Origin of the sequence: Subtercola boreus, assembly GCF_006716115.1 — a bacterium.
GTDB lineage: Bacteria > Actinomycetota > Actinomycetes > Actinomycetales > Microbacteriaceae > Subtercola > Subtercola boreus.
Genome location: NZ_VFOO01000001.1, coordinates 1499673 through 1522852, shown reverse-complemented (window position 1 = coordinate 1522852; position 23180 = coordinate 1499673). Strand labels below are relative to the sequence as shown.

The window sequence follows — 23180 nt, the reverse complement described above, 5'->3', positions numbered from 1 at the left end:
GCAGAGACAAAGGATGGCAGGGTTTCGTCATGACCGAAGCAGTGGGAACAGATCGAATCGAATTCGGGCTCGACACCTTCGGGGACGTGACGAACGCCCCCAATGGTGAAGCCGTCTCGCAGGCCCAGGTGATCCGCAATGTGGTCGAGGAGGGTGTGCTCGCCGATCAGGTCGGCCTCAGCTTCTTCGGCGTGGGTGAGCATCACCGCGAGGACTTCGCGGTCTCCGCCCCCGATGTCGTGCTCGCCGCCATCGCGGGTCGCACCACGAACATCCACCTCGGCTCGGCTGTCACTGTACTCAGCTCCGACGACCCGGTGCGCGTGTTCCAGCGCTTCTCGACGCTCGATGCGGTGTCGGATGGTCGTGCCGAGGTCATTCTCGGCCGGGGGTCGTTCACCGAATCGTTCCCGCTCTTCGGGTACGACCTCGGCGACTACGAGAAGCTCTTCGAAGAGAAGCTGGAGCTGTTCTCCGAACTTCTGAAGGAGAAGCCGGTCACCTGGAGCGGCACCACCCGTGCGCCGCTCGACAACCAGTCGGTGTACCCCGTCACCGAGAGCGGAGCTCTCCGCACCTGGGTCGGCGTGGGTGGAAGCCCCGAGTCGGTTGTGCGCACCGCCCGCTACGGGCTGCCCATGATGCTCGCGATCATCGGTGGGGCATCCGCTCGCTTCGCGCCCTACGTCGACCTGTACAAGCGGGCCATCACTCAGCTCGAACTGCCGATGCAGGCCATCGGTGTGCATTCGCCCGGCTACATCGCCGAGACCGACGAACAGGCCAAGGAAGAGTTCTTCCCGCACTACCAGTTGATGCACGCGCGGATCGGCGCGAGCCGGGGCTGGCCGCCCCTCACCCGCCAGCAGTTCGAGGGCGAGGCGACGCCGAACGGTGCGATCTACGTGGGGTCGCCCGAGACGGTCGCGAAGAAGATCGCCGCGACGATCGAGGTGCTCGGGGCCAACCGTTTCGACCTGAAGTACAGCGCCGGCACGCTCCCGCACGAGAACATGATGCGGAACATCGAGCTCTACGGCACCCAGGTGGTGCCTCGCGTCGAGGAGCTGCTCGCCGAGTCGCGCGCGGCCCTCGTCCGCTAGCGCGCCCCCGCGCGCGCGCCCCTGCATCGAATCGATTCGATGGGACGCAAACTGCTGGAAATCCGCGCGCTCAGAGCACTTAGCGTCCTATCGAATCGATTCGCGGTGGCGCAGCACCTGCACAGAGGGGCGGCGGAAATCAACCCGTCGCCCCGGGCCGGGCGCGATCGGTACGGTGATGTTGTCCCGCAGAGCGCGCTGATGCATCCCGAGAGAAGGATCACCGTGAACACGAGCACACTTGTCAGCCACATCAACGAGGCCCTGGCTGCCCACGGAGGCGGTCCTCTCGTCACGACGAGCACCAAGGACGGCGAGGACAGGAGCACCGTGCTGGGGAAGCTCGGTGGGCACGACGTGCGCGTCGAATTCGAGATCACCAGCGGCAAGCCGGATCCCGGTCACACCGTCGCTCTGTTCGACGAGGAATCCGGCGAGCAGATCGGCCGCGGAGACAGCGGAGCGACGTTCGTCGACGCGATCACGAAGTACAGCTGGAACGGCGCGCTCATCGCGCTCGACGAGAGCCACTGACTCGCGGTTCGCCAGAGACCCCTGCACCTCACCTCCCGCCAGGACCCGCCGATTCCGGTCGGGTCTGGCGTAGGGTGAGGCCGTGGCGGAGGCGGACGAGTTCGAGCAGCAGCGTGGCCGGCTGGTTGCCATTGCGGCGCGCATTCTCGATGACCGCCACGAAGCCGAAGACATTGTGCAGCGGACGTGGCTGCGGCTGAACGAGAACACGGCTGTGATCGAGAACCTGCCCGGTTGGCTCACCACAGTGACCACTCGGCTGTGCATCGATCGCCTGCGGTCCCGGGTGCCGGTGCCCGTTCCGGCGGATGAGGGCAGCACTCCGATCCCGTCCCAGGATCGCGACGCTACAGCAGGGGGCGCGCCCGATCCGGCGCATTCGGCTGAGCAGCGCGAAGCTGTCGGCCAGGCGTTGCACGTGGTGATCGACCGGCTCAGCCCGAACGAACGGGTCGCCCTCGTGCTCCACGAGTCGTTCGGATTCGACTTCGACACCATCGGCGAGATCCTCGAGCGTGGGCCGGCTGCAGCGCGCAAGCTCGCCTCGCGCGCACGGGCCAAGATCGCTGACGCAGAGCCGGGCGGGCCCATCTCCGACCAGCAGGTCGTCGACGCCTTCATGGCCGCTGCGCGCGGCAGCGACCTTGTGCGTCTCCTGTCCCTTCTCGCTCCCGGGGCCAGCGTGAGCGCCGACGCGGCCGCGATCGTGGCGGGTACACCCCGGCAGATCGAGGGCAGGGAGGAGGTTGCGGCGTTCTTCAACGGCAGCGCCCATGCGGCGCTTCCCGTTCTCGTCGCCGGTCGGCCCGGCTTCGCCTGGTTCCTCCGTGGCGTCGCCAGGGTCGTCTTCGACTTCACCGTCGTCGACGGAGTCGTTCAGTCGATCATGTTCCGGGCCGAACCCGAGGTGCTGCAGGGCGTCGTCCGCCGCGCGAAGAACGATGTCACATTCTCTCCCTCCCCGACGTCACTGGAGTAGAAGCCGTCGACCGCGACGGCAGGAGGAGAACACGATGAAGACCATGACCTGCCAGGACCTCGGCGGCCCGTGCGAACTCGAGCACCGCGCCGCGACGGCTGACGAGATCATCAAAGCCCAGGACAAGCACCTCAGAGAAGCCGTGAAGTCGGGTGACGAGACCCACGCCGCGGCTCGCGATGCGATGAAGGGTCGATGGATGCACCCGAAGAAGTCGCTCGACTGGTACAACGGCGTGAAGCGCGCCTACGCCGACCTGCCGGCGAGCTGATCGCAGGCGCGGCTCGGCCGCACCTGTCCACGAGCGACGATTCCCGCTCTCACGAGTTGGCTAGTCTGGGCCGATGAGCGACAGTGAAGAGCGCACCTGGAAACCGTGGCGGTGGCCCATGGAGTAGTTCCGGGAGGAGAAGTTCTGGCGGGATGTCGGCACCCGCACGTTTGCGGGCATGATCACGGCGGGCATCCTGTACCTCGGCGCCCTGCTGCTCGGCTACCTCGGCGCACCGCACATCGCCGGTACGGTCGCCTACGTGCTCGCTGGAGCCCTGCTCGTCGCGCTGCTGGGCTTCGCCATCCGTATCGTGGTCTCCCTGCCCGGGCGGAGGCGGGCGGGCCAGTCCCTCGTGCCGAGCGTCGGGCTGCTGGCGCTCACCGCGGCGCTCGTCGTGGTCATCGTGCTCCTCGCCGTCATCGACCTGAGCACCTAGCTTCGACACCCCGGTGCCGCGAGGCGAGGTGCGCCAGCGCAGGCGTCAGCCCTGTCCGCTGATGCTCTTCGCTTCGATGGTCAGGATGACGCGCTGCTGGTCACGGCCGCCGTACCAGGGGTAGGGCTGGCCGGTGTACTTCTGCGACAACGCCTCGATGCTCTCCGCGCCGCCGTCCGTCGTCATGGCGATCACCTCGCCGCGCACCTGGATGTACCGGAACGGGTTCTCAGGATCCTGGATCGCCACAGCCACCCGCGGGTCGCGCTCGACATTCCGCACCTTCACGAAGCCGACCACGGTATTGATGATGATGTGCTCCCCGTCGGTGTCGACCCACGTCTCCGTCACCTGCGGAGAGCCGTCAGCCATGATGGTGGAGAGAAAGCACGGACTGGGCTTCTGCAACAGGTCGAGCAGGGTGTCGGGGAGGGTCATCGTGGCTCCTTGGTCGAAAGGTGTCCGCGGCCACGATTCCTCGTCGGCACGGATGATCCGAGGATACCCTCGCGCAGGCGGCGCCCTGTTCGCTCCGACGCTGGTGCTGTCTCATACTGGAGGCATGGCCCGTGCTCTTCTTCTCGTTGACATCCAACTCGACTACTTTCCCGGAGGCGCGTTCCCTCTCGTCGAACCCGACGCCGCGGCTGCGGCCGCGAGCACGGTTCTCGAATCGTTCCGCGTATCGGGCGAACCCGTCGTGCACATCTTCCACGTCGCAACGGAGCCCGATGCGACCTTCTTCCGGCCGAGAACACCCGGCACGGGCTTCCACCCGAGTGTCGCACCCGTCGACGGTGAGACTGTTCTGGAAAAGCACAGACCGAACAGTTTCATCGACACAGGATTGCAGGGCATCCTCGACGACGCGGGAGTCACCGAGCTGGTGATCGTCGGCATGATGAGCAGCTTGTGCATCGATTCCACCACCAGAGCCGCCCATGAACTCGGCTTCGCCTGCACGGTGATCTCCGACGCCTGCGCCGCACCCGACCTGAGCCTCGGCGGCACCACGGTTCCGGGAGCGAGCGTGCACGCCGCGTTCATGGCAGCCCTCGACGGCAGCTTCGCCACCGTCATCCCCAGCACCGACTTCCACTGACGGGCCGCACCCTTCAGCTGCCCCAGAATCGGGTCGGGGGTGCACCAGACGTCAGCGGGTCCAGTTGAACGGTGTGGTTGTGGAGACCTTGACGAGCCCGGACCGCTCTAGGATGGGCCTGGAGTCTTCGGTCGAATCGCTGTGAACGAGCTTCTTGCCGCTCTCAATCGCCGATCGGGCTCTCGCGGCCGTCAGTGCTCGGTAGATTCCCCGACCGCGGTACGCCGGAAGCGTCGCACCGCCCCAGATGCCGACGAAGTCTGTTCCCGGGACCGGTTCGAGCCGGCCACCGCAGACCATCGCACCATCGGTCTCCGCCACCCAGAGCTCCATGCCGTCACCGCGCCCCAGACGGGCGATCAGGGCATCCGCGAGGCGGGTGTCGACGCTCTCGCCGAACGCTTCGTCGACCATCGCGCTCATCGCTCGCACCTCACCCTCGCCGACAACACGTCGCACTGTCACGCCGTCGGGCACGGGAACTCCTTCGCAGAGCGCTTCCAGGGGGCCGATCATGATGGACTCGGGCTCGTCCGGTTCGAACCCGCTGGCGATCAGGGCTTCTCCGAGTCCCGGCGCGCGATCGTGCCCACGGGTCTTCCACTCGACCCGCGTGATCTCGGGGTCGACCTGGAAGTGCTTCAGGCCGGTGACAACGAGCTCGGCGATTTCGCCGGCATCAGCATCGCCCAGGTCGCGGTAGGTGATGAATCCGCGGCCCCCGGCGAAAGTCACGAGACGCAACGGACCCAGGCGGGTCACGCTGACGGCGCTCGGCGTTTCGGCGTCCGTTCGCAACTGTTCGTCGTAGGCGTGGAGGTACTGCTCAACCGATGTCATAGACGTCAGGCTAGCGCGGGCTCAGAAGGCCCTCTTCAGGCCCTGTCCGCTAGAGGCTCTATCCTGCGGCCGAGCGGCAGCCGCACAGCGCTGGCCCTGCTCGTCGACACTGTCGCAGCACCAGCCTGGGCTGCGTCCGCGTCTCCGTTGTCCTCCGACCAGGCGGACCTCGCCCCCACTGGCTCGACGTCACTGGTCGCGATGGTCATCGCCGCCCTCGCCGCCGTTGTCGCCGCCGAAAAGGATTCACCTGGTCTGGGCGAAGACGACGACCTCATTGTTGGCCTGGTCACAGACGAACTGCAGGGCGGCGGGGCCTGGGAACGCGGTACGGAGGTCGTCGGGGTATCCGTCCGCATCGGGCCTGAACTGAACGATCGCGGGGAACTCGCCGGCGGCGCATCCGCCGACCGCCTGACCGGAGAATGAGCCGGAGGATGCAGCGCGCATGTCGGCCTCGGAGAAGATGCTGAGGCATGGATCGTTCGGGCTACCGCCGATGGTGAAGAACCCGGGGGTCGTCACCACTGTCCGGAGTCCGTGGAACTGCTGGAATCCGATCACCTCACCCGCGCCGGCAGAGAGGAAAGCAGGGGTCTGATACCCGTCGTCGAGTTGCAATCGTGCGACTTGGGTCGCGCCCGTCTGAAGCGGATCGACCTGCACCCTCTGTACAAGAACCACTGCCGTCAACACCATCACGATGATGACAATGAGCCCGGCACCGGTGAGCACCGTCGACCGTCGAGCGCCACGGATGGCCCGGTAGACCTTTTCCGGCCACGCCCTGCCCCGCTCATCCGAATGTCCTGACGGTTCGTCTTCAATCAGGGCGGCCGGGTCGTGACGCTCTGCTGCTGGCTCTGTGAACGTGCCAGGCTGCGCCTCGATCTCGTGCCGCTTCCCATTGCCCTCGAGATCGCGAAGTCGGCCTAGAGCGACGGGGTCGTTGTGGATGTCGGCGGCGGGCCCGTAGGCCCTGTTCCGCAGCACAGAGAACTCGTCATCATTTCCTCCCGGCATACCCAAGATCCTCCCACTACCCTCGACCAGCCCCAACGAAGGTGATTGAGAGGGCTAGGTGTGGCGGGCGAGGAAAGTGACCGTCTTCAGGGGCCTCTGGTCGTGAAGAATTGTCTGGTAGAGGTTGTGGTCCTGCCAAACCCCGGCGATCTTCAGGTACTGCGGGGCCATTCCCACCTTCTGGAAGCCTGCGTTGAGGAGCACCCGCTGGGAGGGGCGATTGTCCGGGAGGGTGCTGGCTTCGATCCGGTGCAGCCCGAGGTCATCGCGGGCCATCCCGATGATCGTTCTCACAGTCGCCGTAGCAAGCCCTCTGCCCGCGTAATCTCCATCCACCCAGTACCCCAGTCCAGCGCTCTGAAATGGGCCTCGCACAATTCCAGCGAGAGTGAACCTTCCGACGACAGCTGCCCCATCGAACAGACCGAAGGAATACCCGTTGCCCGCATCGCTCGACGCGATCCTCTGAGCGATGTCTTCGAACTGCCAGGCCTCGGTGAAGAAGGCATCCTGTCGGCTGGGCTCCCACCGTCGCAGATGGTCGCGATTGCGCGAGTAGGCTGCCGCTAGTTCCTTGGCATCGCCGAGACCCAGGAGACGCATATCGATGCCCTCTACCAGGTTCAATTGCTCAAGCATCCGTCAATGCTAGGTGTGGCCTCGGCGGAACGACCATCCATGCAATAGCAGAGCCCTAACGATCGTGTTCAGCAAGCAGGTCGGATTCCTCGTGAGGGGTCAGCCCCGAGCGCCGCTGCCGGTCCATGCCACGAGCGATCTCGTCCTGAAGTGTCCTGCTGACGGTGTCGCGGAGAGACCGAAGGACGCCTCCGGCCGCCCGGAATGCTGCATTGCTTCTTCCCGCGAACGCCGCATCGGAAAGAGGAAGCCAAAGCGGTAGGGAACGCGGCCCCGCCCAGAATTTGACGTCGTGCTCGCCAAGCCACTCATCGTCGGCGTGGTGAATGTCTCCGTCGAACCCGGCAACGTCGGCCACGGTTGTGAAGAATGATTCCATCGGATGCTGATCGCCGACCGCGTTGACCGTCCCGGCAAACTGGTTGTGACCTGCCTGCACGATGAAATGCGCCAGGTCAGTCACGTCGATGACTTGAACGGAGCGGCCGGCGGTGGTTGGTGCGAGAACGTTCCCGCCCCGCGCTAGGCGGGCGGGCCAATAGCCGAAGCGATCACTTGGATCCCCAGGGCCGGCGATCAGGCCAGGCCGTACGATCAGTAGCCGGTCGCTCGTCCATCGAGCCGTCGCTCCTTCCGCAGCGACCTTGGCGGCGCCGTAGTCACCCCCGGCGAGCGGTTCGACGAGTTCGGCTGATTCGTCGGCGTCCTGCTCGTCATTGCGTGCGTACACGGAGACCGTTGACACGAGAGTCCAATGGCGGGCTCTGACCGCCAACGCTTCGAGGGCAGACTCGACGAGCTCCAGGTCGTGACTGAGTTCGATCACGTCATCCCAGTCGCCGTCCAGCTGGTCGTACGCACCCGGTATTCCCCTGTCAGCTCGGATGAGGACTGCGCCTTCAGGCACGGCGCCGGAGATGCCGCGGGCCAGACAGACCACCTCGGCTCTGGTCGCAACTGCTTCTCGGGCGATCTCCTGGCCAAGCCAGCCCGTTCCCCCGAGGATCAATATTCTTCGCATAGGGCCAGCCAACACGAAGAAGCCGCTCACCGGGCTGGATTCTGCTCAGAGCAGAGCAGAGCAGAGCAGAGCAGGCTTTCAACCGACCGGTGTGAGGGCGGAAGGCAATGTGCCTACGCGATGCTTCGGAAGGGGTTTGTCGAGCCCGAATGCAGATACGGGAGCGGGGAAGTACTTGCATTAATGGAAAGTTGTTGCAAGGATAGGGACAGCCGGAAGGAACATTATGGACACCACGCCCACCATCACCGCTACGGAGGCCCAGCTCTTGCTTGATCGTGCTGATCGGTTGAGCAGGTCAGCTCACAACGCGACGAGGTGGCCGTACATCTCGTTCATACTTGCTCTGGGGGTGGCGACGTCGATGGGAACCCTCGCGATGGGGATGACCACCGGGGACGCTTTCGGTTTGGCGTATTTCGGGACGCTGACAGCAACGTTCGCGGTTCTGATGTTCTTCATGATCTCGATCCGAGGCAGGTCTGCTTTCTCTCGGAGCCGGCGTTGGACCGCATACATTGCGAGCTGGTTCGTCACCTATGCCGCAGCGCTTACCGTGATGATCGGGGCTCATGGGGCCGTTGTCCCGCAGGCGATCACGTCCGGGCTGATTCTTGCCGTTTCGGTCGGGTGCGCGGCTCGCGAGGCGCGCCCGTGAGCGTCACCGAACAGCACCCCAGGCACCGGCTCAATGATGTCTTGCACAACCCGGTGCGGTTCTCCATCATCGCAGCGTTGGATCGCGCGGGCACGCTCGGTTTCAGGGAGGTTCGGGACGCGGTCGAGATCACCGATTCGGCGCTGAGCAAGCAGGTTTCGTTGCTTGAAGCCGCCGGTTACGTGTCCGTTGGCAAGTCCTTCGTCGGGAAGATGCCGCGCACTTCGCTCACTCTCACTCGCCCGGGTCGCACTGCCTGGCAGACCCACCTTGCGGCGCTTCGAGAGATCGCTGGCGACGCGACCCCATGACACGGACCCTCTGCGGGACGATGTCTCCTATCAGGCCGCCAGTGTTGCTGATCCGCGACTACGCCACCATCTGATTGATACGAGTGACGCTAGTGCAGCGCCAGAAGCATTGACGATTACGTCGTCGATGGAAGCAACGCGTCCGAGGCCTAGGAAGAGTTGCAGGCCTTCGAGCACGGCTGACATCGACGCGGCGACGAGGAATATGACGAGCATGACCGTCGGGGGAGGGCCGAGACGTAAACGCACGGGGAGAAGTGCGCCGAGGGCCGCGAAGACGAGAAGGTTCCCGACGAGCTGAACGATGGCGTCTCCTCCTCCCAGAACATCGGCGAGGTCGCGGAATGGGGTCAGCTGAACTCCGCCAGGTCCGTCGGTGGGAGTCATGATCATCCACACCCAGGGCGCGGTGCCGAGTACGATGCCGACCTCCGAGACCGCAGATCGCCTCGCCCACCACGCGGGCCACCCGACACGTGCACGATGCCGGCTCACTCCTTCGGCAACGGCGGCGCCGAGGGGAAAGCCCACCAGCAGCGCCACGACAATTACGCCCCCGAAGCGGTCCGCGATGGAAAGGATCACGTCCACTGCGGTCACGCGATCCGCTCTCTCGGTTGCGGGTTCATCCGTCGAAGACCTCGGCGCTGGCGAAGACGGCATCGTCGGCGAGTTGGCTGACGAGGGTGGGCGGGCACCCTGTGAAGACCGTTCGGTCTGTGGAGGGTGGGAGTTCGGATCCGAAGTCGACGGCGATCGCGTAGCAGGTGTAGACCTCGCTGGGGCCGCGGTAGGCGTGACCGTCATCTGCGGCGGTGTTCGGGCGCGGGCCAGAAGCGATGAAGATCGAGAATGACGCCATCCGGCCCACTGAGTTGACGTCATAGAGGATCGCGCCTCCGCCGTCGATTCCGCTTTCGTAGCCGTGGTACTCGGTCGCGCAACCGGTCGGGGCCGCCATGACGGCAGCGAGATGGACAACGCCGGCTCGTCTGGGTGGAGGGCGTCTGGTTCGGTGAAGGATGCGAGTCATTTGTGGCCGCTCAGCGGTCGAGGTCGATTGTTGCGGTACGGATTCCGGGAGTGTCTGCATCGGTCTGGTAGGTGAGGGTGAAAGTGGTGGGTGTCCAGGCGGTTGAGAAGGTGCCAGCAGCGACGGGTAGGTAGTAGTCGTCGGCGGAGTACACCGTGCCGACGGCATAGAGAGGCCCCCAGACCTGCTCGGCGATCTGGCCGTGCCCCCAGTCGTCTTCGGTGATCAGCACGATGGTCTGGCCGTCGGGCGATGAGAAGGCGTGATATTTCGTCGGCCCCGTCACCACAGCGGAGACGAACGTCACGAGGAGCGCCGCGCCTCCTCCCACGATCAAGACGCCGAACAGCACGACAGAGCCGACGAGTCGAAGCACCCGCCAGGGAACACGACTGTTGAGCGCGAACCCGAAGCACGCGACCGCGACGATGCCGCAGACGACCACCACGGCGACGGCGGCGGCCTTCAGCTTGGTCGTGCCCGTCCAGCCCAGCCAGAGGACGACGGATCTGCGCTGCGCCTCAGACACGGCTGCGAACACCGCCAGAGAGAACAAGCCGCCCGCTGCGGCGACGATGCCCGCGCCAACGCGCCCGGACACCGCGCTCCAAGCTCGCAGAGCCATCGACCCTGCCTGCTCGTCGTCCACTAGACCCTCCTCCTGAGGCTTCACCTGTGCTGCTCCGATGACCGTAACATATCGAATAACAATACATATCGCGCGATCTTCGATATGCTTCAACCGTGACAGGGTCTGTAGATGTGTTCCTTCGGATGCTGCTCGTTGCACTGTTCGGTGTCTGCATCCTGATGGCAAGCGCACTGGGTGGGGTGCTGAGATGTGAGTCGGCGCGGTAGAGCTCGGCGGCGCCCCAGATAATGAACTGATGAACATTCACAGGGATGAGCGCTCCGAGCCGGAGCCCACCGTGACCATGCTGTACCTCGTGAAAGAGGTGGAGCTCGCGGTACGGCACTTGCTCGACCAGATCGTGGGTACGGCCGAACTCACATCGTTGCAGTACACCGCGCTCACCGTGCTGGAAAGGCAGCCTCGAGTCACAGCTGCGGCGCTGGCCCGGAACTCTTTCGTTCGTGCGCAGACCATGGCACAGATGATCAGCTACCTGGCTGATCGAGGCTTAGTTCGTCGTGAGGCGGACATCGCCAACCGTAAGCACTTCCTGCTCTCACTGACCGACGAAGGCAAGCGGGTGGTCGACTCCTTGCGTGGCCCGGTCGCCTCGCTCGAGGCATCGATGCTTCAGGCGCTGAACGACGACGACAAAGGACGGTTGCGGTCTTCACTGCAGGAGTGCAGGATCGCGTTGGAGGCGATTCGGCGGGGCTGATCTGCCCGATCGATTGTCTCGGGCGAAATCAATGCACTCGGCGGAGGGTTTCTGATGGGTGTTCGCCGAACGTCGAAGCGTAGTTGACCGCGAAGCGCCCGGGGTGGGCGAAGCCCCATTTCGCCGCGATTTCGGCGATCTGGTTGTCTCCGGGTTGAGATTCCAGAAGTTCCTCTCTCGCACGCTGCATCCGCACGTCGCGCAGATACGTTGTCGGAGTCGTTCTCATCACTTGTTGGAAGCCGAGCTGCAGCGATCTCACGCCCACGTTTGCGTACGCAGCGATTTGGGCGAGGGTGATCGGCAGGGCGACATTTTCCCGAATGAAGTCGACTGCCCTGCGTACAGCTCGGGACTCGGCTGTGACCCGATCGGTGCCGGGTATCTCGTCGGAGTAGTCGTGTTGTGCCGCGAGCAGCAATCCCCTGATCACGCCTTGGGTGATCGATTCGGCCATGATGTCGTGGCGAGCCAGCGAGTCCGGATAGCGAAGACGATGCACGAGGAGTTGCACGAGCATCCACCATTCCCTGGCGACAGTGTCGTCGAGGTCGAGGGCGTCGGCGAAGGTGATCGGACCGTCGAGATCACGACCAATGATGGCGGTGAGCTCCTGCTCAACCGCGGTGCGTTCGATCTTCAGGCCAAGCATCCGGGTCGGTTGGGACCATCCCCTCACGGTGGTCGGGCGGTTTGGACCGTGGATGACCGCCCGCCGAGGATTTCCGATCGCTGCGCGATCGCCGAATGTCATCGCCAGGGAGCCGATGACGGGCACGTTTATTTGGTAGGCGGTGCCGAGCTCGCGCGTTTCGATGTGAACTTCACTGCTGTATTCAAGCCAGCCGAAGGTGATGGGGCCGACGGCGGCAGCCTGCAGCTTCATGGAGAATGGGCGACTTCGGTCAAGCAGTCTGAGGGTGTGGGGGTGGTAGACCTGGCCGCCCACGAAGAGGGCCTCGTCGACGACTCCTGTCTGCACAAGCAGAGAGGGCGCCTGGATTCCAGACCCTGTCGTTCCCGCAACTTCGATGTCGCCCACGATCACATCCTCACCTGGCTGGAGTCTTTTCGCAATCGCTGGACTATCCAGATTGCGAAGAGGTTCCCGGTAACGGCGCGGAACGCCGAATAATCAGTAAACCTGATAATCGCTGCACAACCCCCAGACCGATTGCACGAGCACAGAAGTGCCGCTCGATCTCAACGATGAGAGGACTTGGCGATGACCATCACCGAACCACAGACAGGCCGCCGAGGCTCCGGACCGTCACCGTTCCGGCCGGGCCAGCTGTTCATCGGCGGAGCCTGGACCGAGAGTTCCGATGGAGCTCGTCGCGACGTCATCAACCCTGCAACAGCCGAGGTCATATCGAGTGTGGCGTGGGCGACGGAAGGCGACGTCGATGCGGCGGTCGCAGCGGCTCGCGCGGCGTTCGACAACGGGATCTGGTCCGGGCTTTCCGGCCGGGAGCGGTCGCGCATCCTGCACCGGGTTTCGCAGCTCATCCGAGAGCGTGCCGACGAACTGGCTTTCGCCGAGAGCACCGACGTCGGTAAGCCCATCACGTTCGCGCATGTCGTTGATGTCAATACGGCTGCGGACCAGTACGAGTACGTCGCAAGCCTCGCTCAGCATTTGGATGGAAGCACTCGCGAGACTCCGCTACCGGCTTTCGCGTACACGCGCCGGGAGCCCCTCGGTGTCGTTGCGGCCATCAGCCCCTTCAACTTTCCCCTTATTCTGTCGAGCACGAAGATCGCACCGGCGCTGGCCGCCGGCAACACAATCGTGCACAAGCCCGCCAGCGACACTCCACTGAGCGCTCTGATCATGGCGCAGATTCTCGCCGATGCAGGGGTGCCAGACGGTGTCTTCAACCTGATCACCGGATCCGGGTCGGCACTCGGCGACAGGCTGGTTGCGCATCCTGGCGTGAACAAGGTCGCGTTCACCGGATCGACCGAAGTGGGCCGACACGTGGCGGCACTCGCCGGCGAGACGCTGAAGCCCGTGACGGCGGAACTCGGCGGGAACGCCGCGAACATCCTCTTCGCAGACGCCGATCTCGACCAGGCGATCGGTACCATCATCGGCGCATTCGTCTTCAACGCCGGCCAGTTCTGCATGGCCGGGCCGCGACTACTGGTCGAACGGCCGATCTACGACACCGTCGTGGGCATCCTCTCGCAGGCCGTCGCGGGCGTTCCGATCGGTTCTCCGACCGACCCCGCAACGGTCATCGGACCCCTGGCGAGCCTCGACCAACTGCACAAGATCGAGGCGATCGTCTCCGAAGCCCGCAAACGCGGAGGCGATGTCGTGGTCGGCGGCGAACGCCTCGACCTGGACGGCGGCTACTACTACAAGCCAACCGTGATCGCGGGCCTGCCCAACGACGACTCCGCCGTGCAGGAGGAGATCTTCGGCCCTGTACTGACCGTCCAGCCGTTCGACACCGAGGAGGAAGCGATCCGCTTGGCCAACAGCACGGCCTTCGGGTTGGCTGCAGGGCTCCAGACCGGAAGCATCGCCCGCGCCCACCGCGTTGCAGCACAGCTCGAGGCCGGCATCGTCTGGGTGAACGCCTGGGCCCTGCTCGACCCGGCGATTCCCTTTGGCGGTGTCAAGGACTCGGGGTGGGGTCGTGAGTACGGGCCGGAATCGCTGCACTCCTACACCCGAACGAAGTCCGTCGTCATTTCTACCGGCGAGGCCCACGCATGACGACCATGGCGCGCGCCGCGGTGCTGCCCGCCCCGAACGAAGCATTCGTCGTGCAGGACGTCGAGCTCGATGAGCCCCGTGCCGACGAGGTCCTCGTCAGGATGGTTGCGACCGGACTCTGCCACACCGACCTCGGGGTCAAGGCAGGGGCATTGCCGTTCCCCATGCCGGGCATCCTGGGTCACGAGGGCGCGGGGATCGTAGAGAGAATCGGCTCGGCCGTCACGTCCGTCTCCGTCGAAGACAAGGTGCTGTTGAGCTTCACCTCGTGCGGCGCCTGCGAGAGCTGCCTCTCGGACCACCCGGCGTACTGCACCACCTGGCTGCCGAGGAACATCTTCATGGGTTCCCGATGGGACGGTACGGCCACAGCCCATCGCGGCGGTGCCGATCTCGGATCCCACTTCTTCGGCCAGTCGTCGTTCGCCGAATATGCGATTGCAGACGAACGCAGCGTGACGAAGGTCGACGCCTCCGCCGATCTCGCCGTGCTCGCCCCGCTCGGCTGTGGCGTGCAGACCGGTTTCGGATCCATCTGGAACGTGCTCGGCGTCACGAAGGGGTCGACGGTCGCGGTCTTCGGAACCGGCGCCGTCGGCCTGTCCGGCATCATCGCCGCCCACCTGTCTGAGGCGGCGGTGGTCATCGCTGTCGACATCGTCGAAGGGCGTCTTGCCCTTGCTGGGGATCTCGGTGCAACGCACACCATCAACGGCTCGACCGAGGATGCCGTGGCGCGGATCGCGCAGATCACGGATGGTCGGGGGCTCGACTTCGCCCTCGACACGACAGGCAGCCCCCGGGTGGCGCGCAACGCGATCGACGCCTTGGGGATCGGCGGCACCGTCGCCGTCTGCGGTGCCCCGCCACCCGGCACCGAGATCGCCGTGGACATTCAGGGAATCCTGCCCGGCAAACGCCTCGTCGGCGTCACCATGGGCGACAGCTGGCCACAGGAACTCATTCCGCGGCTGGTGCAGCTCCACACCGACGGCAAGCTACCGCTCGAGAAACTCATCAAGAACTACTCACTCGATGACATCGAACAGGCCGCGCACGACATGCACTCCGGCGCCACTGTCAAACCCGTCATCGTCTTCTGATTCATTCAACCCCAGCAAAGGAGCTAAAAAATGACTGACATCGAAACCCGTCCCACCAGTCGAGTACTGCCGCCGGATGTCACTGCAGAACAGTTCGAGAAAGCGCTCGAAGCATTCCGCGACGCCATCGGCGCCCAGCACGTCTTCGACACTGATGAGACCGTCCGCCCGTATTACGACGCCTTCCCGGTCACCCCGAACGACGCCGACTTCGCGCCGAGCGCCGTCCTCGTTCCCGGAACGACCGAGGAAGTGCAGGCGATTGTCCGCATCGCCAACGAGTACCTCATCCCGGTACACGCCGTGTCGACCGGCAAGAACCTCGGATACGGGGGCTCGGCTCCTCGCACAGCGGGCTCCGTCGTGCTGCACCTCGGCGCTCGCATGAACAGGATCCTCGAGGTCAACGACAAGTACGGCTACGCACTCGTCGAGCCGGGTGTCACCTACTACGACCTGTACGACTACATCCAGGAACACAAACTGAACCTCTGGATCGACGCGCCCGACCTCGCGTGGGGCAGCATCGTCGGCAACACAATGGACCGCGGTGTCGGGTACACGCCCTACGGCAATCATTCGATGTGGAAGTGCGGACTCGAAGTCGTGCTGCCCGACGGCGATCTGCTGCGCACGGGCCTCGGTGGGCTGCCGGGCAGCAACGCCTGGCAGTTGTTCGCACCGGGCTTCGGGCCGTCCCCGGACAACATGTTCGAGCAGTCGAACTACGGAATCGTCACGAAGCTCGGCATCCAGCTCATGCAGCCCCCGCCCGCCGCTCAGACCTTCCAGATCACGTTCGAGAACGCCGACGACATCCAGGCGATCATCGACACAGTCCTGCCGCTGCGCATCAACATGGCCCCTCTGCAGAACGTGCCGGTGCTGCGCAACATCTTTCTCGACGCCGCCCAAGTCTCAACCCGGGAGGAGTGGTACACGGGCGATGGGCCCATCCCTGACGACGTGATCAAGACCATGCAGAAGGAGCTGAACCTCGGCTATTGGAACTTCTACGGCACCGTGTACGGGCCGCCGCCCATCATCGACATGTACCTGTCGATCATCGAAGGCGCGTTCAGCCAGATCCCGGGGGCAAAGTTCTACACGACCGACACCCGCCCGCACACGGCAGACGACCGCGGGGCACACACTCTCCACGACCGCCACAAGATCAACACCGGTGTACCCACGACCGAGGAGGCCAATGTCTTCAACTGGATTCCGAACGCCGGTCACTTCTTCTTCTCCCCGATCTCCGCTCCTGACGGGGAGGACGCGGCCCGGCAGTTCAAAGCCGTGAAGTCGCTTGCCGACGAATATGTGAAGGACTATGCGGCGCAATTCATCATCGGCCTGCGGGAGATGCACCACATCTCGCTTCTGCTCTACAACACGAAAGACGAAGCATCCAAGGCCGAGACCCTGGCGCTGACCCAGCAACTCATCGCTGACGGTGCACGGGACGGCTACGGCGAGTACCGTGCCCACAACGCACTGGGCGACCAGGTGGCGGAGACCTACAGCTGGAACAACCACGCCCAGCGCCGGTTCAACGAGAAGATCAAAGACGCCCTCGACCCGAACGGCATCATCAACCCCGGCAAGTCGGGCATCTGGCCGGCGCGACTGCGCGGGCGCGGCCTCTGACCGCGTCGGCAGCCGGCCGGCAGCACGTCGTCACACGATCACGTCACGCATCACCGAAAGAAGGATCCATCATGACCCAGCAGTTGACCGGCAAGGTCGCCATCGTGACCGGGAGTGGGCGCGGCCTCGGCCTCGCCTACGCTCAGGAACTCGCCCGTCACGGGGCATCGGTCGTCATCAACGACGTCGACCAGGCCGTCGCAGACGAGGCTGTTGCGAGCATCGTCGCTGCGGGCGGGTCGGCGACAGCAGTCGTGGCGCCGGTCGGCACGGCCGAGGTCGCAGCCAAGCTGGTCGCACGGGCTGTCGAGGCGTTCGGTCGCCTCGACATTCTCGTGACCAACGCAGGCGTTCTGCGTGACAAGTCCATCCTGAAGATGACCGACGACGACTTCGACACTGTCATCGGGGTGCACCTGCGGGGGACCTTCACGTGCGTTCGCGAAGCATTCGGCCATTTCAAGGAGAACGGCGTCGCGGGTCGCATCATCGCGATCGGCTCGCCGACCGGGCAGCGCGGAAACTTCGGGCAGACCAACTATGCGGCAGCGAAGGCGGGCATTGTCGGTATGGTGCGCACCTGGAGCCTGGAGATGAAGCGCTCCGGTGTCACCGTCAACGCGGTCATCCCGGTCGCTGCGACCGCAATGACGCGCACCGTTCCCTACTTCGCTGCCGCCATCGACGCGGAAGACCGCGGCGAGCCGATGCCCGACTTCTACCGCAAGGAGCTCGGTTTCGGAACCAGCGCCGATGTCGCGCCGGTCGTAGCGTTCCTCGCAACAGACGTCGCAGCGTCCGTCACCGGTCAGGTGATCGGCGTCGGCGGCGACAGGGTGCAGGTCTGGACGCACCCTGAGGCCATCGTGACCGAGTACCACAACGGTGGCTGGTCGCTCGAGGCCCTCGAGGCCGACTTCGCCCCGGTTCTCGCCGCGAACCTGCAGACGGTCGGCGACGAGTTCCCCGCCCTCCCGACCGAACTGCAGCCTGAGAAAGTCGGCTGATGTACTCGTCTGCGATCGACCTCGACACAATCGAGGCCATCGACACGCACGTGCACATCGAGGTCGCCGAAGACGGCCACTCGGCACTGCCGGCCGATCTGGCCGAGGCTGCAGCGAAATACTTCCGCACCGACGGCATGGTGCCGACCCTGGACGCCATCGCCGACTACTACCGGGTTCGCCGCATGGCAGCGGTCGTGTTCACGGTGGATGCCGAGCAGAACCTTTCGCATCCACCGATCTCCAGCGTCGAAGTGATCGAGGGCGCCGCGCGGAACAATGATGTGCTCATTCCGTTCGGATCGGTCGACCCGAACAGGGCGGATGCGGTCGGGATCGCCGAGGAGCTCGTCACCGGGCACGGGGCGCGTGGGTTCAAGTTCCATCCGACGATGCAGGGGTTCGACCCGAGCGACGAGCGGTTCTTCCCCCTCTGGGCGGCGATAGAACAGCTGGGCGTGCCGGCGCTCTTCCATACCGGGCAGACGGGCATCGGTGCGGGCACTCCCGGCGGTCGCGGTCTCCGACTCGCGCTCTCCAACCCGATGCTGCTCGACGTCGTCGCCGCGACTTTCCCCGCGCTCAGCATCATCATGGCGCATCCGTCGGTGCCCTGGCAGGACGAGGCGATCTCTGTCGCCACGCACAAGTCGAACGTCTACATCGACCTCTCGGGCTGGAGTCCGAAATACTTCCCTGCCCAGCTGGTGCGAGCGGCGAACTCACTTCTCAAGGAGAAGGTTCTGTTCGGGTCGGATTTCCCTCTGATCAGCCCCGACCGCTGGCTCGCAGATTTCTCCGAACTCGACCTCAAAGCCGAAGTTCGGCCCCTGATCACCAAACAGAATGCCGTGCGCCTGCTCGGCCTGAGGAGCACTCATGAGTAACACAGTCGTCACCCTGGAAAACCTTCCCTCACTGGTCGGTACCAACCTCGGCCACACCGGATGGTTGGAGATCACACAGGAACGCATCGACCAGTTCGCTGTGGCGACAGGCGATGACCAGTGGATTCACGTCGATCCGGTCCGCGCCGCCGACGGCCCCTTCGGCACCACCATCGCGCACGGTTTTCTCACGCTCTCGCTGCTGATCCCGTTCTGGGGGGAGCTGCTCGACGTCGACGGAGTGCGTTCGAAGGTCAACTACGGGCTCGATCGGGTGCGGTTCACCTCACCGGTGCCCGTCGGATCGCGTCTGCGGATGACGGCCACAATCACCGAGATCACCGATGTGAAGGACGGGGTACAGATCACCATCGACGCGATCATCGAGGCGGAGGGAAGCACGCGACCAGCAGTCGTCGTGACATTCCTCTGCCGCTTCTACGCCTGACCCCCGGAACTCCGGGCAGGGATCGGAAGAGGATTCGATGAAGAATCAGGGCGTGGGCTCGTGGATACATCGCCGACGGGTCAAGTCGGCGGGGGCCGACGCGCTCATACACCGGGGTCATGCCACCACCTATGACGAGTTGGCCGAGCGGGTGGATGCGTTCGCCGTCGCGCTGATGGACCGCGGTCTCGCTCCGGGCGACCGCGTCGCCTATCTCGGGAACAACCATCCCGCCTTCCTGGAGACACTGTTCGCCTGTGGGGTCGCCGGTCTGATTTTCGTGCCGTTGAACACACGCCTCGCCCCCGTCGAGCTTGCTCACTGCATCAACGACTCCGGCGCCACGGTCCTGGTCGTAGCGGGCAGTCTCGAATCACTCGCCGTCTCGGCGCTCTACCTCTGTGGGCCTGTCACCAGCATCGTGGTCGACGAGGGAAGTACGCCGAACCAGACCGAGGTCGAGCACCTCGAGAACGCTGAGCAATTCGAAAGCGTTCTCGCCCAGCCGTCGAAGTTCCACCCTGATCTTGAGGTAGGTCTCGATGACCCCGCCATGATCATCTACACCTCAGGTACGACAGGGCGCCCGAAAGGGGCCTTGCTGACGCACGGAAACATCACCTGGAACACCTACAACGTGCTGGTCGACTACGACATCACCAGTACGGAACGGGCGCTCATGGTCGCACCGCTGTTTCACGTCGCAGCGCTCGGAATGGGATGTTTCAGCACCCTGCTCAAAGGGGGCACTGTGATCATCGAAGAGAAATTCGATCCAGGACGAGCGCTCGTACTCGTGCGGGATGAGCGCATAACTCTCCTCAGCGGCGTACCGACGACCTTCCAGCTCATGTGCGAGCATCCTGCCTGGAACGAGGCCGACCTGTCCAGCCTACGTAGCCTGACGTGTGGTGGTTCCGCCGTGCCCGCCCGGGTGCTTGACGCGTTCGAGGTACGCGGGCTCTCGTTTTCACAGGGCTACGGAATGACTGAGACGGCTCCCGGGGCGACATCCCTGCAGCCGCGTTTTTCCCGGTCGAAGGCAGGTTCGGTCGGCCTTCCGCACTTCTTCACCGACATCCGCATCGCCGACGGCGATGGTCGCGCCCTTGACGTCGGTGGTCGAGGCGAGATCCAAGTCTCGGGGCCGAATGCTGTGCCGGGCTACTGGAACCGGCCTGAAGACTCGGCGGCGCTATACACGTCAGATGGCTGGCTGCACACCGGAGATGCCGGCTACGTCGATGCAGACGGCTTCCTGTACATCGCCGACCGGATGAAGGACATGATCATCTCGGGGGGCGAGAACATCTACTCCGCTGAAGTGGAGAACGCGATCCTCGAACTCGAGGAGGTCACGGCAGCGGCCGTGATCGGCCTCCCCGATGATCGATGGGGCGAAGTGCCGCACGCCGTGCTCGTGATTGTCGAAGGCGTGACCTTCGACCGCGACCGTTTCGATGCTCATCTGCGCGAACGACTCGCCCGGTACAAAATTCCGAAAACCTTGGAAGTCGTCGACGAGCTCCCGCGCACTGCGAGCGGTAAAGTGCAGAAGAACAAGTTGCGTATCACCATGGGGCACCGCCGCTGATTCTTCGACGACCCGCACGGTGAGCAGGCGCGTCAGGCCAGGCCGGTCATCCGCTCGCTCGCGTCCCACAGGGCGGCCGCCAGGGCCGGGTCGTAGGCCTGCTTCGTCGCCTTCTGGATCTTGCGGCGCTCGTAGTACTCGCCCGGCACCCAGTCGGCGCCGGGCTCGGTGGTCGCCAGCCAGACCAGGGTGTCGCTGCCCTTCTCGGGGCTCATCATCAGGCGGCCGAGCACGGTGCGGTAGACGAAACGGAGGTTCGACGTGGAGCCGGCTGCGAAGCTGGTGCCGACGATTCCGGGGTGGAATGCCGCAGCGCGGATCCCGGCGCTTCCGTGCCGCTTCTGCAGCTCCCGGGTGAACAGGATGTTCGCCAGTTTCGCGTTGCCGTAGGCGAGGTTCGGGCGGTACTTCTTCTCCAGGTTGAGGTCGTCGATGTCGATCTTGCCGTAGAGGCTGTTCGCGATGCTCGCCGTGTTGATGACCACGCCTTTGGAGTGCTCGAGGCGTTCGAGCAGCAGGTTCGTCAGCAGGAACGGTGCCAGATGGTTCACCTGCATCGTCTTCTCGAACCCGTCGACGGTCTCTTCGCGGGCCGACATGAGCCCGCCCGCGTTGTTGGCGAGCACGTCGATGCGGTCGTGGTTCTCGAGCAGCGATGCGGCCAGAACCCGCACGTCGTCGAGCTTCGCGAAGTCGGCGACGTAGAAGGGGACCGCGAGCTCGTCGGCGACGGCCTTGGTCTTGGCGGGGGAGCGCCCCACGATCACGACGTCGTCTCCGCGCCGCTTCAGGGCCCGGGCGGCTGCGGCGCCGATACCGTCGCTCGCACCGGTGATGACGACAGTTCTCTGGGGCATGGATCTCTCCTCGAGCGACGGGGTGCCGGGCCCGCGGAGGTGCGCAGCCGGTTCATCTCTATTGTCGCCGATCGCCGATGCACCAAGTGTTCACACGGCAGGCCTCCCCGAAACACGACCGTATTCCGCATGAAACCAAGCCGAAACAGCCGCGACTTTGACTTGACTGCATGGCCCCCACCACTTCAGACGCCCACCGGCACATCGGTGTTCTCCCGGCGTACCCATTCTACGGCGGGCCTGCCATCAGCCCCGACACGACGGCGCGGGCGACGATCGCCGAGTTCATGGCCGATGTGGATGCCGAACAGACCGATCGCGCCCTGGTGCTGCCGAACTACGGTGTTCCGGTCGCGTCGGCGGCCTTCGATCTGAATCCGCTCGCCATCGAGGCGGCCCAGCAGAACGAGCGCATCGTCTGCGGGCTCTGGGTGTCGCCCCGGCCGCAGGACATCCTGCTCACCGAGAACGCGCTGAAGCTGGCGGGGGAGCAGGGCGTGCGGGCGTTGAAGACGAGCTTCCTGCTCGGCGGCAGTGCAACCGACGAAGCGTCGGTGCCGGCCCTCGACCGCATCTTCCAGACGGCGAAGGACCACGACCTCGTGGTGCACGTGCACACGTCGCCGGGCGGGGCCTCCGACATCGACCAGGTCGGCACGCTCGTCGAGAAGTACGGCGACGACGTCAAGATCCACCTCGTGCACCTCGGCGGCGGTATGAGCGGCAACATGAAGCTCATCGGCGGCCGGCTCTTCGACTGGATCGCCGCCGGCAAGAAGGTCTACACCGACACCAGCTGGACCATCGGCTTCGCTCCGCGCTGGCTCGTGCAGGAGATCGAGCGACGCGGTTTCGGAGAGGACCGGATCCTGTTCGCCAGCGATTCCCCGTGGGGCGACCACGAGGGCGAGTACGCCCGCATGCACGCCGCGGTGAAGGACACCGAACTCGCAGACCTGTTTCTGCGCGAGAACTTTGCACGTCTGTATTCCTGAAACTGCGTACGCCTGATCCACTGACCCGCCTGATCCACCGACCCGCCTGAGCTCCACCCCAACAGAAGGAGAACCACCGTGTCAGACGACATCGAAACCACCATCACCGAGAACATCGCCACGTCGCTCGCCGAGATCGCGCACCCGTCGCTCCCGAAGGGCAGCAACATCTACGGGTCGACCAAGATCTTCCCCGACTACCAGGCCGAGCCCGGCCAGTCGTACTTCACCCTCGTGCACGGCATCGCCCACGAGTCATCCGTGAGTTTCGTGGCGATCCTGCAGGCGACCCGTGCGCTCCGCAAGGGTTTCGAGTCGGCGATCTACTTCTACGGCCCCGGCGCGATGAACGCGATGGCGACCCGCGGTTTCCCGACGACCGGCGACAGCGCGTTCCCGGGCGAGCAGAACATCAACGGCTCGCTCGAGACGTTCATCAAGGAGGGCGGCAAGGTCTTCGTCTGCCGGTTCGGCCTGTCGCTGCACGGCCTCCGCGAGGAGGACCTGATCGAGGGCGCCATCCCGGCACACCCGCTCGACGTTCAGGATGCCCTCATCCACTACGCCCGCAAGGGCGCCATCATCAACTCGACCTACAACTTCTAG

The 23180-nt window shown here is 64.7% G+C and carries 29 protein-coding genes; 17 read left to right on the top strand and 12 right to left on the bottom strand.

Features of this window, described 5'->3' with window-relative positions; all coding sequences use genetic code 11:
* Nucleotides 1–29 precede the first annotated feature (29 nt).
* The 4 genes from FB464_RS07120 to FB464_RS07105 all read left to right on the top strand — a co-directional run bounded on the left by FB464_RS07120 (nt 30) and on the right by FB464_RS07105 (nt 2887).
* Nucleotides 30–1103, top strand: coding sequence for an LLM class flavin-dependent oxidoreductase (locus FB464_RS07120; RefSeq protein WP_116414477.1), 1074 nt, complete (start codon nt 30–32; stop codon nt 1101–1103).
* 225 nt (nt 1104–1328) lie between these two features.
* The gene (locus tag FB464_RS07115; protein WP_142206634.1) at nt 1329–1637 is read left to right on the top strand and encodes a hypothetical protein; all 309 of its coding nucleotides are present in this window, start codon (nt 1329–1331) and stop codon (nt 1635–1637) included.
* Nucleotides 1638–1719: 82 nt separating this feature from the next.
* Nucleotides 1720–2616 carry a sigma-70 family RNA polymerase sigma factor gene (locus tag FB464_RS07110; protein WP_116414479.1) on the top strand — a complete coding sequence of 299 codons (897 nt, stop codon included), beginning with the start codon at nt 1720–1722 and terminating at the stop codon, nt 2614–2616.
* 34 nt (nt 2617–2650) lie between these two features.
* Complete coding sequence (locus tag FB464_RS07105) at nt 2651–2887, top strand: DUF1059 domain-containing protein (protein WP_116414480.1); 237 nt, start codon at nt 2651–2653, stop codon at nt 2885–2887.
* A 60-nt stretch (nt 2888–2947) separates the two neighbouring features.
* Here the strand turns inward: FB464_RS07105 and FB464_RS20410 are convergent, their stop codons facing one another.
* Complete coding sequence (locus FB464_RS20410; protein ID WP_281279743.1) at nt 2948–3073, bottom strand: hypothetical protein; 126 nt, start codon at nt 3071–3073, stop codon at nt 2948–2950.
* On the opposite strand from FB464_RS20410, the gene FB464_RS07100 reads away from it, so the two are divergent.
* Nucleotides 3066–3326 carry a hypothetical protein gene (locus tag FB464_RS07100; RefSeq protein WP_116414481.1) on the top strand — a complete coding sequence of 87 codons (261 nt, stop codon included), beginning with the start codon at nt 3066–3068 and terminating at the stop codon, nt 3324–3326. The two genes, FB464_RS20410 and FB464_RS07100, sit on opposite strands and share 8 nt — an antisense overlap.
* Nucleotides 3327–3371: 45 nt before the next feature.
* On the opposite strand, the gene FB464_RS07095 is transcribed toward FB464_RS07100, so the two are convergent.
* Nucleotides 3372–3764, bottom strand: a complete 393-nt coding sequence (locus FB464_RS07095; protein ID WP_116414482.1) for a PPOX class F420-dependent oxidoreductase — start codon at nt 3762–3764, stop codon at nt 3372–3374.
* A gap of 124 nt (nt 3765–3888) precedes the next feature.
* On the opposite strand from FB464_RS07095, the gene FB464_RS07090 reads away from it, so the two are divergent.
* Entirely contained in the window at nt 3889–4428 is a 540-nt protein-coding gene (locus tag FB464_RS07090) for a cysteine hydrolase family protein (RefSeq protein ID WP_116414483.1), read from the top strand.
* A gap of 51 nt (nt 4429–4479) precedes the next feature.
* On the opposite strand, the gene FB464_RS07085 is transcribed toward FB464_RS07090, so the two are convergent.
* From FB464_RS07085 to FB464_RS19740, 5 genes are all read right to left on the bottom strand, one after another.
* Nucleotides 4480–5268 (bottom strand): GNAT family N-acetyltransferase, encoded by a 789-nt coding sequence (locus FB464_RS07085; RefSeq protein WP_116414484.1) that lies wholly within the window; start codon nt 5266–5268, stop codon nt 4480–4482.
* 246 nt (nt 5269–5514) lie between these two features.
* Nucleotides 5515–6291, bottom strand: coding sequence for a hypothetical protein (locus FB464_RS07080; protein ID WP_142206633.1), 777 nt, complete (start codon nt 6289–6291; stop codon nt 5515–5517).
* 54 nt (nt 6292–6345) lie between these two features.
* A complete protein-coding gene (locus tag FB464_RS07075) occupies nt 6346–6930 on the bottom strand; it encodes a GNAT family N-acetyltransferase (protein WP_116414486.1) in 585 nt (194 codons plus the stop codon).
* A 55-nt stretch (nt 6931–6985) separates the two neighbouring features.
* On the bottom strand, nt 6986–7981 hold the full coding sequence (locus FB464_RS07070) for an NAD-dependent epimerase/dehydratase family protein (RefSeq protein ID WP_342780665.1): 996 nt from the start codon (nt 7979–7981) through the stop codon (nt 6986–6988).
* Between the two features lie 273 nt (nt 7982–8254).
* The gene (locus FB464_RS19740) at nt 8255–8413 is read right to left on the bottom strand and encodes a hypothetical protein (protein WP_170151897.1); all 159 of its coding nucleotides are present in this window, start codon (nt 8411–8413) and stop codon (nt 8255–8257) included.
* A 192-nt stretch (nt 8414–8605) separates the two neighbouring features.
* On the opposite strand from FB464_RS19740, the gene FB464_RS07060 reads away from it, so the two are divergent.
* Complete coding sequence (locus FB464_RS07060) at nt 8606–8920, top strand: winged helix-turn-helix domain-containing protein (protein WP_116414488.1); 315 nt, start codon at nt 8606–8608, stop codon at nt 8918–8920.
* 30 nt (nt 8921–8950) lie between these two features.
* Here the strand turns inward: FB464_RS07060 and FB464_RS07055 are convergent, their stop codons facing one another.
* From FB464_RS07055 to FB464_RS07050, 3 genes are all read right to left on the bottom strand, one after another.
* Complete coding sequence (locus FB464_RS07055) at nt 8951–9520, bottom strand: VanZ family protein (RefSeq protein WP_170151898.1); 570 nt, start codon at nt 9518–9520, stop codon at nt 8951–8953.
* A 25-nt stretch (nt 9521–9545) separates the two neighbouring features.
* Nucleotides 9546–9881 carry a hypothetical protein gene (locus FB464_RS19735; protein ID WP_170151899.1) on the bottom strand — a complete coding sequence of 112 codons (336 nt, stop codon included), beginning with the start codon at nt 9879–9881 and terminating at the stop codon, nt 9546–9548.
* Nucleotides 9882–9963: 82 nt separating this feature from the next.
* On the bottom strand, nt 9964–10578 hold the full coding sequence (locus FB464_RS07050) for a hypothetical protein (RefSeq protein WP_142206632.1): 615 nt from the start codon (nt 10576–10578) through the stop codon (nt 9964–9966).
* 262 nt (nt 10579–10840) lie between these two features.
* Between FB464_RS07050 and FB464_RS07045 the strand changes: the two genes are divergently transcribed.
* Complete coding sequence (locus tag FB464_RS07045; RefSeq protein ID WP_211327357.1) at nt 10841–11305, top strand: MarR family winged helix-turn-helix transcriptional regulator; 465 nt, start codon at nt 10841–10843, stop codon at nt 11303–11305.
* A gap of 28 nt (nt 11306–11333) precedes the next feature.
* On the opposite strand, the gene FB464_RS07040 is transcribed toward FB464_RS07045, so the two are convergent.
* Nucleotides 11334–12347 carry an AraC family transcriptional regulator gene (locus tag FB464_RS07040; protein ID WP_142206631.1) on the bottom strand — a complete coding sequence of 338 codons (1014 nt, stop codon included), beginning with the start codon at nt 12345–12347 and terminating at the stop codon, nt 11334–11336.
* Between the two features lie 183 nt (nt 12348–12530).
* Here FB464_RS07040 and FB464_RS07035 point away from each other — a divergent pair, with 183 nt between their 5' ends.
* The 7 genes from FB464_RS07035 (at nt 12531) to FB464_RS07005 (ending at nt 20722) form a co-directional block, all read left to right on the top strand.
* Nucleotides 12531–14033, top strand: coding sequence for an aldehyde dehydrogenase family protein (locus tag FB464_RS07035; protein ID WP_116414492.1), 1503 nt, complete (start codon nt 12531–12533; stop codon nt 14031–14033).
* Nucleotides 14030–15136: an NAD(P)-dependent alcohol dehydrogenase gene (locus FB464_RS07030; RefSeq protein WP_116414493.1), complete on the top strand. Its 1107-nt coding sequence runs from the start codon at nt 14030–14032 to the stop codon at nt 15134–15136. Before FB464_RS07035 ends, FB464_RS07030 begins: the two co-directional genes overlap by 4 nt.
* A gap of 30 nt (nt 15137–15166) precedes the next feature.
* Entirely contained in the window at nt 15167–16786 is a 1620-nt protein-coding gene (locus tag FB464_RS07025) for an FAD-binding oxidoreductase (protein ID WP_116414494.1), read from the top strand.
* Between the two features lie 71 nt (nt 16787–16857).
* Nucleotides 16858–17793 (top strand): SDR family NAD(P)-dependent oxidoreductase, encoded by a 936-nt coding sequence (locus tag FB464_RS07020; RefSeq protein WP_116414495.1) that lies wholly within the window; start codon nt 16858–16860, stop codon nt 17791–17793.
* Nucleotides 17793–18680 (top strand): amidohydrolase family protein, encoded by an 888-nt coding sequence (locus FB464_RS07015; protein WP_116414496.1) that lies wholly within the window; start codon nt 17793–17795, stop codon nt 18678–18680. Before FB464_RS07020 ends, FB464_RS07015 begins: the two co-directional genes overlap by 1 nt.
* Nucleotides 18673–19128, top strand: coding sequence for a MaoC family dehydratase (locus FB464_RS07010; RefSeq protein ID WP_116414497.1), 456 nt, complete (start codon nt 18673–18675; stop codon nt 19126–19128). Before FB464_RS07015 ends, FB464_RS07010 begins: the two co-directional genes overlap by 8 nt.
* A 37-nt stretch (nt 19129–19165) precedes the next feature.
* Complete coding sequence (locus FB464_RS07005; protein WP_116414498.1) at nt 19166–20722, top strand: acyl-CoA synthetase; 1557 nt, start codon at nt 19166–19168, stop codon at nt 20720–20722.
* A 32-nt stretch (nt 20723–20754) separates the two neighbouring features.
* Here FB464_RS07005 and FB464_RS07000 read toward each other — a convergent pair whose 3' ends face one another.
* Nucleotides 20755–21579 carry an SDR family NAD(P)-dependent oxidoreductase gene (locus FB464_RS07000; protein ID WP_116414499.1) on the bottom strand — a complete coding sequence of 275 codons (825 nt, stop codon included), beginning with the start codon at nt 21577–21579 and terminating at the stop codon, nt 20755–20757.
* 170 nt (nt 21580–21749) lie between these two features.
* Between FB464_RS07000 and FB464_RS06995 the strand changes: the two genes are divergently transcribed.
* Both FB464_RS06995 and FB464_RS06990 read left to right on the top strand, forming a co-directional pair.
* The gene (locus tag FB464_RS06995) at nt 21750–22574 is read left to right on the top strand and encodes an amidohydrolase family protein (protein ID WP_116414500.1); all 825 of its coding nucleotides are present in this window, start codon (nt 21750–21752) and stop codon (nt 22572–22574) included.
* A gap of 78 nt (nt 22575–22652) precedes the next feature.
* Nucleotides 22653–23180, top strand: coding sequence for an MSMEG_0572/Sll0783 family nitrogen starvation response protein (locus FB464_RS06990; protein ID WP_116414501.1), 528 nt, complete (start codon nt 22653–22655; stop codon nt 23178–23180).